This window comes from Psychrobacter proteolyticus (genome assembly GCF_038155145.1).
Classification (GTDB): domain Bacteria; phylum Pseudomonadota; class Gammaproteobacteria; order Pseudomonadales; family Moraxellaceae; genus Psychrobacter; species Psychrobacter proteolyticus_B.
The window spans coordinates 369983-378122 of sequence record NZ_JBAKAY010000003.1; the positions used below are offsets into that span (position 1 = coordinate 369983).

Genomic DNA, 8140 nt, shown 5'->3' on the forward strand with positions numbered 1-8140 from the left:
GCCACTGGATTTGATCCAATGGCGTTTTGTAGAAGATAAAAGTCACATCCTGTACTAGCTAAATGGACCTATATAATAATATTGGTCGTAATATCAGTCTGAATCAACAGATCATGGTTACCATTGGTATCAGAGAAGCTATACACATTATAGTTGATACCGTCTTGAGTGGTAGTACCGCTATCTGTCCAACCTGTCGCAGTAAGACTCACGCTATCATCACTGTCACCATTGATAATTAGGTCCTTATCGGTCATGACCGTATCATTGATGATATCAAGCACATCACTGGTCGACAGATTGGTAAGTGACTGAGCACCATTACCCGTCATATCGATAACCTCAATACTTTCAAACTTAGATGAATCGAAAGTGTCAAAGTTAATTGTGGTATTTTTTTCATTAATGAGTAACGTATCAATACCGTCACCACCATTGATAACTAAGTCAGCAGCATCAAATATTAACGTGTCATTACCCGTTCCACCATTTAACGTATCGGCACCGACACCACCATCTATCGTGTCGTCATCGGCACCACCATTAATCGTGTCGTTACCGGCATTGCCAGTTAAAACATCATCTCCCGCATCGCCATTGAGGGTATCTTTGCCGCTGCCACCGATAAAGGTATCATTCCCATCACCACCAGAGTATTTAACAGCGGCTGTTTGATTGACTGAAATCAAGACATCATCTTCAGTCGTGCCGTTGAAAATCAACGTTGGGGCAATATTAACAGGAAGGTCTTTTGCAGCTATGGTCAGATTATTACCGTTTGCCGATTCGACCGTTTGCAAGCTAATCTGTAACGTACCCGTATACGGTGCGGCTGATTTGACAAGCAAATCGTTCAGTTGCGATGGTGTGACGCCTATAATGGTATAAGTGCCAGTAGCCGCATCAAACGTAACATTGTTTATAGCAGTGCCACTTTTAGTTTTTACATCGAGCACATCACCATATAGGTTGGTGCCCGTCAGTATCACATTGACCGTTTCACTACCATCAATATCGACCATAGCCGCGTTTAAGTTAAGTGATGTCCACTTGCCTTGAGAGCCAATCACAGAGCTAGGACTGAACTCGATGGCATCAGCAACTGGCGTCACATCAAGCGTAACGCTAAGCGGAGTACTCACTAGGCCACTATCACTAATCACACTCATTTCAATACCCGTAACGACACCACTTTCATTTTCTGGCGCCGAAATAAAGATATTATCCGTGCCAGCTTGCAGTTTACTCGCATCGATTGACCATGAATTATTATCAGCGTTAGTTGGTGACACACCATTATTACTGGCTAAAACTAGATCTCCTGACGCATTGGCATAATACACCAAGTAACCATTAGGTACGTTATCTAGGCTGATAGCAGCGGCGCTATCCTCCACAACGCCTCCACTGCCATCGCTGTCACCTTGAATATCACTTAAACTAATCTCATAAGGTATGGCTATTAGGGTATCTTCATTACCTGTAGCAGTCACTGTTAATGGGTCACTATCTCCATCATTATTACCGACCCCAGCGATACTAAGCGCATCTGGCTGCGCAGCAACGCTAACATCATAGCTGTGCTGATACGTGATGATATTACCATCGTCCGTTCCAGAAACATTGGTCACTTCTTTGTGATCAGCATTTACAGTAATGGTGGCACTACCATCAGCATTCGCAGCAGGGGTATATTGAACGATAACGCTATCAGGAGGATTAACTAAGTCTCCTGCACCATTGTTTAGATCAACTATATAATCACCGTTAATATCTGGTGTCACCGTTATACCGTTGTATGTTAATACGCCAGCAGTGCCTAATCCTGTCGTTAATCCTGTTTCATCGATCTTAATATACAACTTACCATCAACTAGCGACACATAATCGCCATCCGCAGTATTGGTTAAATTGATATTAATCGCGATCGACGCATCTTCATCGGTTGACACGATTGAAGTCTGACCATCGTTATCAAAAGCATCGGTGACAGGTTTGATTTCAACTTTAACATCATCAATTTTGAGATTATCGTCTAAGCCTTCATCATTCAAGGCTGTAAACTCAACATCGAAGACAAGCTCTTGACCGACTTCATTGGTGCTAAAATCAGTAGGCGGCGTCAGTGTTATTGCTGCTAGTGCTTTATTAGGCGTTAAGTTAGCGCTCGCCTCTACACTGATAATCCATTGGCCTGCAATCTTCTGCACCTGCACGTCTGGATTGCTACTGGTCAATACCGTGTCGTCTGGTAAGTCGGTCAATGTGAAACTATAAGCACTCACTGTACTTTCAGCTTCAGAGTTTAGCGTCGCATTGATTAAAGTAGACAATACAATAGCGGCATCTTCTGGCTGAGGTACCGAGGTGACTGTCAGCGTATTGATCAAGTCTGGATCTACAGGGTCTATACCACCAGTACCGTTTCTTGCTAGCGTAAGTTTAAAGATTTGGCTATCACGTGCTTCATTACCATCAATACCCTGCCCGTTAATATCTTGGTTAAAACCAACCACCGTAATGTCATAGATATCTGGACGTATGTTGACTATGTTGGTATCTCTAATGAATACCAACTCATACTCTGGTGCTGGTGCTGCACCTGTTATTGCCGTATCTGGTACATCGACATACCAAATATTACCAGCCAATATACCGCCTTCTACTCGAATACCGGCCGGCACGTTGCTAATTTCTAGACGGGTAAAGCTTTCTGAGCCATCTTGATCAGGTGAGGTTAATGAAACTGTGACCGAGGCTGTATCATTTGAGCCACTATTGTCGATAGTGTTATTAGGAGCCGTGTCCCCTGGCAATGTTATAGCCGTCAATGTTAGAGTCGGTTGGTCAGTGACAGCTTGGAAAGTAACATCTACTGATTTGCCAGTAATGACTGGTGATGTTGTGGTGATGGTTGAACCATCTGTTAATATAGCCGTGTCGGTATACGTGTAATCAAAAGGTATGCTGACATCATCATCACTATGACGCTTGTCATCATCGTACATAATCTCAATGCGCTGATCTGGTGTATAGATATATGTCTCACCTGCCACTAGCGTAACTTCAATATTATCAACACGCAATGCGACTTCCCTGCTGATTAAGTCATCAGCTTTTAGAATTATGGTTTCTAATGCCTCATAACCAGTCGCAATATTTACCAGTGCTGTCGTGTCTGTACTAGTGTAAACAGAAAGGAAATTGACAGTCGTCCAAACATCCTCTGTCGCTAGCACTTGTGGGTTAGCCACTACACTGTCAGTCGCATCTGGTGTTATTAGCACCGACACATTTTGATTATTATGCGTGGCACTATTACCAGAGACGGTTTCAGTGGTTGTACCAGTGATAGTAAAATCGACTGCACCAGCGAAGTTGCTAGGCGTTACCAGTTCCGCTGTACCATTTTTTAGTGCATCTAAAGATACAGACCAACTGCGTGTGAGGCCGCTACCACCTAAAAATACGGCACCTGTAATATCAAACCCTGTTGGCAAACCGGTCACTTTATAAGTGACTTGTTCGGCAGTGGGTACATTGCTGTCGTAAGCAGCAATATTGGCCGAATCAGAGAAGAACTCTGATAACGCAATATTACCAGCATCTTCAGCACCTACGTAGGTGTAATCCTTAGTGGTTTCTTGACCATCAGTAGCTGTTACTGTAGCGGTTTCAGTGGCTAGCGTATCATTCAATATAAGATCTGCCTTGCCAATAACGGCAACAGGTAAATTGAGTATAGCGCTAGATGCACTGATATCACCATCACTTTCTTCACTCACTGCAGACACTTTCAGATTGACTGTACCACTGTAGTTTTCAGCAGGAACAAAATAAAGGCTAGTCACGTCATTGGTATAGTTATTAATAATGGCTGTCTCGGTGACTTTACCAGTAGCGGTGTCAGTAACTGTGTTAGTAGGTACCAACGTTGAAACACCTGATGCATTAACAACATATAGCTGCGCGCCTACTGGAATATCTGTGATGGTTACGTTATAAATCTCAGAGCCATCATCATCACGCGAGCTTGGGCGAATTTGCAGCGCAATACCATTCGTCGGATTAACTACAGCAGTCGATGACCCGTCACGCATATTGCCACCCGCGAGTGCTTGATCTTCATTACCGTAAGCTGGGTCAACGCCTAGTGAGACACTATCAGCCACACCTGCTACTTTAAATGTCAAATAGCTTTCACCACTGATGGCCTCGACATCCATGCCTGTATCTTCATCATAATCTATAGTTTTGGCTTCTACTTTGACCGCGGTCTCGGTACCACTAGCAAGGTTGAAGTCACTATAATCTTCTGGCGAGATAACAGTCACACTATTAAGATAGGCAGCTGGAATATCAACACCAGTACCACTATCAGTTAAAGTAATAGTGCTAGTACCGTCACTATAAGTGAAGACCGCGCCTTCAACTGCCTCAAAGCCGCTAGCATTTTTATAACCAAACGTTAGGTGAGCATAAGTCTGCTCAGAATCCTGAGGATTATTCGTATGGCTTTCTTGTCCAAAGTCGACCATATCATCTTGGTTGGCCCAACCAGTGACTAATTTAAATGCACCATCAACACCAAGACTAAAGGCAATTTCTTCTTGTGCAACATTTGTGTATGCATGGTCTGGATTGATGGTTAGATCGGCTGTGCCATCACCATCAGTATCTGAAATAACACCGTCACCAACCTTTTCAGCGACTGGTGTAATCGTGACCGTCTGGGTCAATTCTGTTGTTGTACTAATCGAAACAGCACCTAAACCTCCGTCATCATCCAAATCTACACTAGTTACTTCAAAAACAATGTCAGTATCTGTTGAAGATTGCGCAAGTGGCGTGAGCGATAAACCACTTAAGTTGGAAGTGTCTGTAATAGTAATAATAGACGTAGGAGTGCCATCACCTACTTTCGTAGTGGTACCGTCGCTATAAGTCCAACCTACTGGCAAGGTAAACCGAATCGCAGTGATGACTTCTTGAGTAAGGCTACCACTCGACTGATTATCCAGCACTTGGAAGTTGAATTCATCTAGCGTGATAGCCGTGTCTTCAATAGTTGCAACATCGTTCGCAGTCACTTGTCCCGCGACAGGCGTCACAGTCATATCTACTGTCACCGTACTGATCAGTTCAACCGTTTTGTTTCTTGGGGTCGAGTCAGTATCATGGTCTTGGGTATATAGAGATACCTCGATATTCTTCATATCGAGTGAATTATAGATGGCTGATTTAATACTAATCTTAGGTTCTGAGCCGCTACTCACAGCCAGTGTAGTCGATGTAGGTGAAGTGGCATTTACACCGATCAATACTTCACCGCTACTGTTAGCAGTGTACTCAGTGACGGTGTTACTGCCCGCAGGAGTAAACGATATGACCGCATCTGGCTGTAAGCCACTAATAACAAACCCGTAAGTCTCACGATTATTGCCACTACCTACCAAATCACCAAATGCAGTGGTAATTGGCAAGACAATAGAGTCGCCTTCTTGGGCACTCACGGTATAAGTACTACCAGACACAACTCCTGTATCACCTACCACTGTAGTATAGCCAAAGGTACTAACATCATCGCTAGCAGCATTATTGCTACTGCTGTCGGTCACTGCTTGGACGTCAACCTTTATCGTTGTGCTAGACGCAGCGCCTGCCACCCCTGAAACGATAGCACCTGTGCTATCGACCTCATACTCTGTCACTGCCATGCCAATAGTGATATTGGCGGCACTATCTTCAGGTGGTGTTAGTTCGATCGCTTCAAATTCAGCCCTTGTCATGGTGATAGTCGACGCATCTTGTCCTAGTGGATTAACAACAGTGGGGCCATCACTCAATAAAATCGTAATCGTTTGATTGGCAGTGGTTGTCATAATACTGCTACTACCATAATCTAAGGTCACACCTCTAGGTATGCCAGTTAGGGTGATCAAGCCGATACGTTCAGGGCTGTCATCTGTATTTGCCGTGAGATCATTGGCATCGTTAATGATAGGTGCTTTTAGCCCTAGTAACACAGCGGTATCTTCGTTCGTTGTCACTGATACAGCTGATAAAGTAGGCGCATCTGAGACTGGCGTCACAGTAATATCAAGCGTCTCAGAACCCGATGATCGGTTAGGATTACCGACTGGCAAGCCGTTTGACACATTAGCCGTAATGGTAGGGATAGTGCCACTATAATTGGCAGTTGGGGTCAAGATGTAGCTGCCGTCACTATTCATAGTGATTTGCCCCACTATATTTCCATCTATAGTCACAGGCATTGCGGTATTTGTACCTGCCGTTACAGGTACTACCGTGCCATTAACCTCATAACTCTCTATCGTCAGCATCTCTCCAATATCAGGATCATCATTATCATTGGTAAAGATATTGCCAGTTAAGGTGCCGTCTTCGAGCATTGTCTCACTATCATTAACTAGAGCAATGCCGTCGTTTGTACCTGTAATCGTGACTTGGATATAGCGAATATCACTGGCACTGAGTTGATTGCCATTAGCGGCAGTCGTGATCCCTTCATTATCATTGACTTGTACAGCATAGCGAATCGTTACCGTCTCACCAGGCGGAATAAAGTCAAGCGCAGTAGAAGAAGCATTAATATTCCAACTCGCCTCATTGTTAGACGTTGATGGTTGATTCACGCTAAATATATTTTCTAGTGCCGCTTGTTGGTCTGCTGTTAATGACGTCAATGCGGTATTAGAACCAAAGGTAAAGATGTTTTGATTTGTTAGATAAATGAGTGTTAACTCATTGCTCGTATCAACGTCAGTAAAGTTGATGATACCTGTTTGCGTAATAACAGAGGCATCTGTCTGCTCTGTGATTTGTCTGCTGTCTATGACGCCATTTAGACTGGCACCATTGGTGATTTTTGGTCGGTCATTGGTACCGGTAATAGTGATAGTCAGCGTTGAGTTTGCCAACTCACCATCTTGGTCTCTAAAGCTATAGGTAAACGTCTCGGTCAACGTCTCACCTATTGCCAGTGCTTGTACTTCAGAATTGCCGTTGCTGAGCGCGTAGTTGTAAGTACCATCTGGGTTTTTAGTGATACTACCGTAGTTTGCAAACTCTGTACCCCAAGTAAAGCTTTGAGTCGGTGTGTTGCCCAAGTTATCATTGGTTAACACGTTACCAGAATTTGAACCAACGCTCACATTTTCGGTTAGCGTGAGGGTGTCTGCTACTGCTACTGGCACGATATTATCATTCACACCGCCTGGAGTCATGCCATCAGTCGTACCATCATCATAGATCGTAGTGTTCACTGTATTGTTCACAGGATCGATAGTCACATTACCTGTCGATACTGGTGCAATACTCGAAATGCTAACAGTAAAGTTCTCAGGGCCTTCAAAATTTGTGTCATCAATCAATGGAACAGTAATATCAACTGATGTTTGGCCAGCTGGAATAGTGACCACCTGAGTAACAGGAGCAGTGTAATCTGTACCATTACCAGTTGCAGAGCCTGCAACAATACTGACGACCACACTCGTATCAAGGGCGCTTGGATTACTTAAACTGACCGTATAAATAGCCGTATTTGCCGACCCATTGACGGCTGTTTCACTTAGGTTTTCTGTACCTGTGATGCTGACCACTGGTTTATCACCATCGGTGGTGCTGCCATCATTAGGGTTACCGTTATCTTCATCAAGCACGGTTCCTGTAGCACTGGCATTACTGCCAACAGTGGCATTGGACGCATTACTGATCGTAAGTACGATATTTTCTGATTGCTCATAAATATTATCATCAATCACAGTGACTGTAATAACAGGGGCACTCGTGCTACCTGCTGGTATTTTGACGCTATCGCCATTCGTGAGAAAGTTTTGAATATCGGCAGTATTGTTCAGCGTGATCACTGCACCAGTGGCATCGGTATAGCTAATGTTGGCAATGTCAGCCGCGACTAGTGTACTGCTGCCTAAACTGACCTTGACGGTGGTATCAAAATTACTGAGGTTATTTTGAGCCACAGTAAATACTAAGGTGTTGTCTACCCCTTCAATTGCTTGACCATCAGTGGCAGTAATACCAACCACGGGTTTATCGCCATCTACTTCATCAGTAACATCATCTGGGTTGTTCGGGTTATTGGTGTTGACGCGTTGGT

Annotated in this window: 1 protein-coding gene; it reads right to left on the bottom strand. The window is 43.9% G+C overall.

All coding sequences use genetic code 11. From position 1 onward, the window contains the following. Positions 1 to 68 precede the first annotated feature (68 nt). A complete protein-coding gene (locus V6252_RS05960; RefSeq protein ID WP_341609729.1) occupies positions 69 to 8069 on the bottom strand; it encodes a VCBS domain-containing protein in 8001 nt (2666 codons plus the stop codon). Positions 8070 to 8140 lie beyond the last annotated feature (71 nt).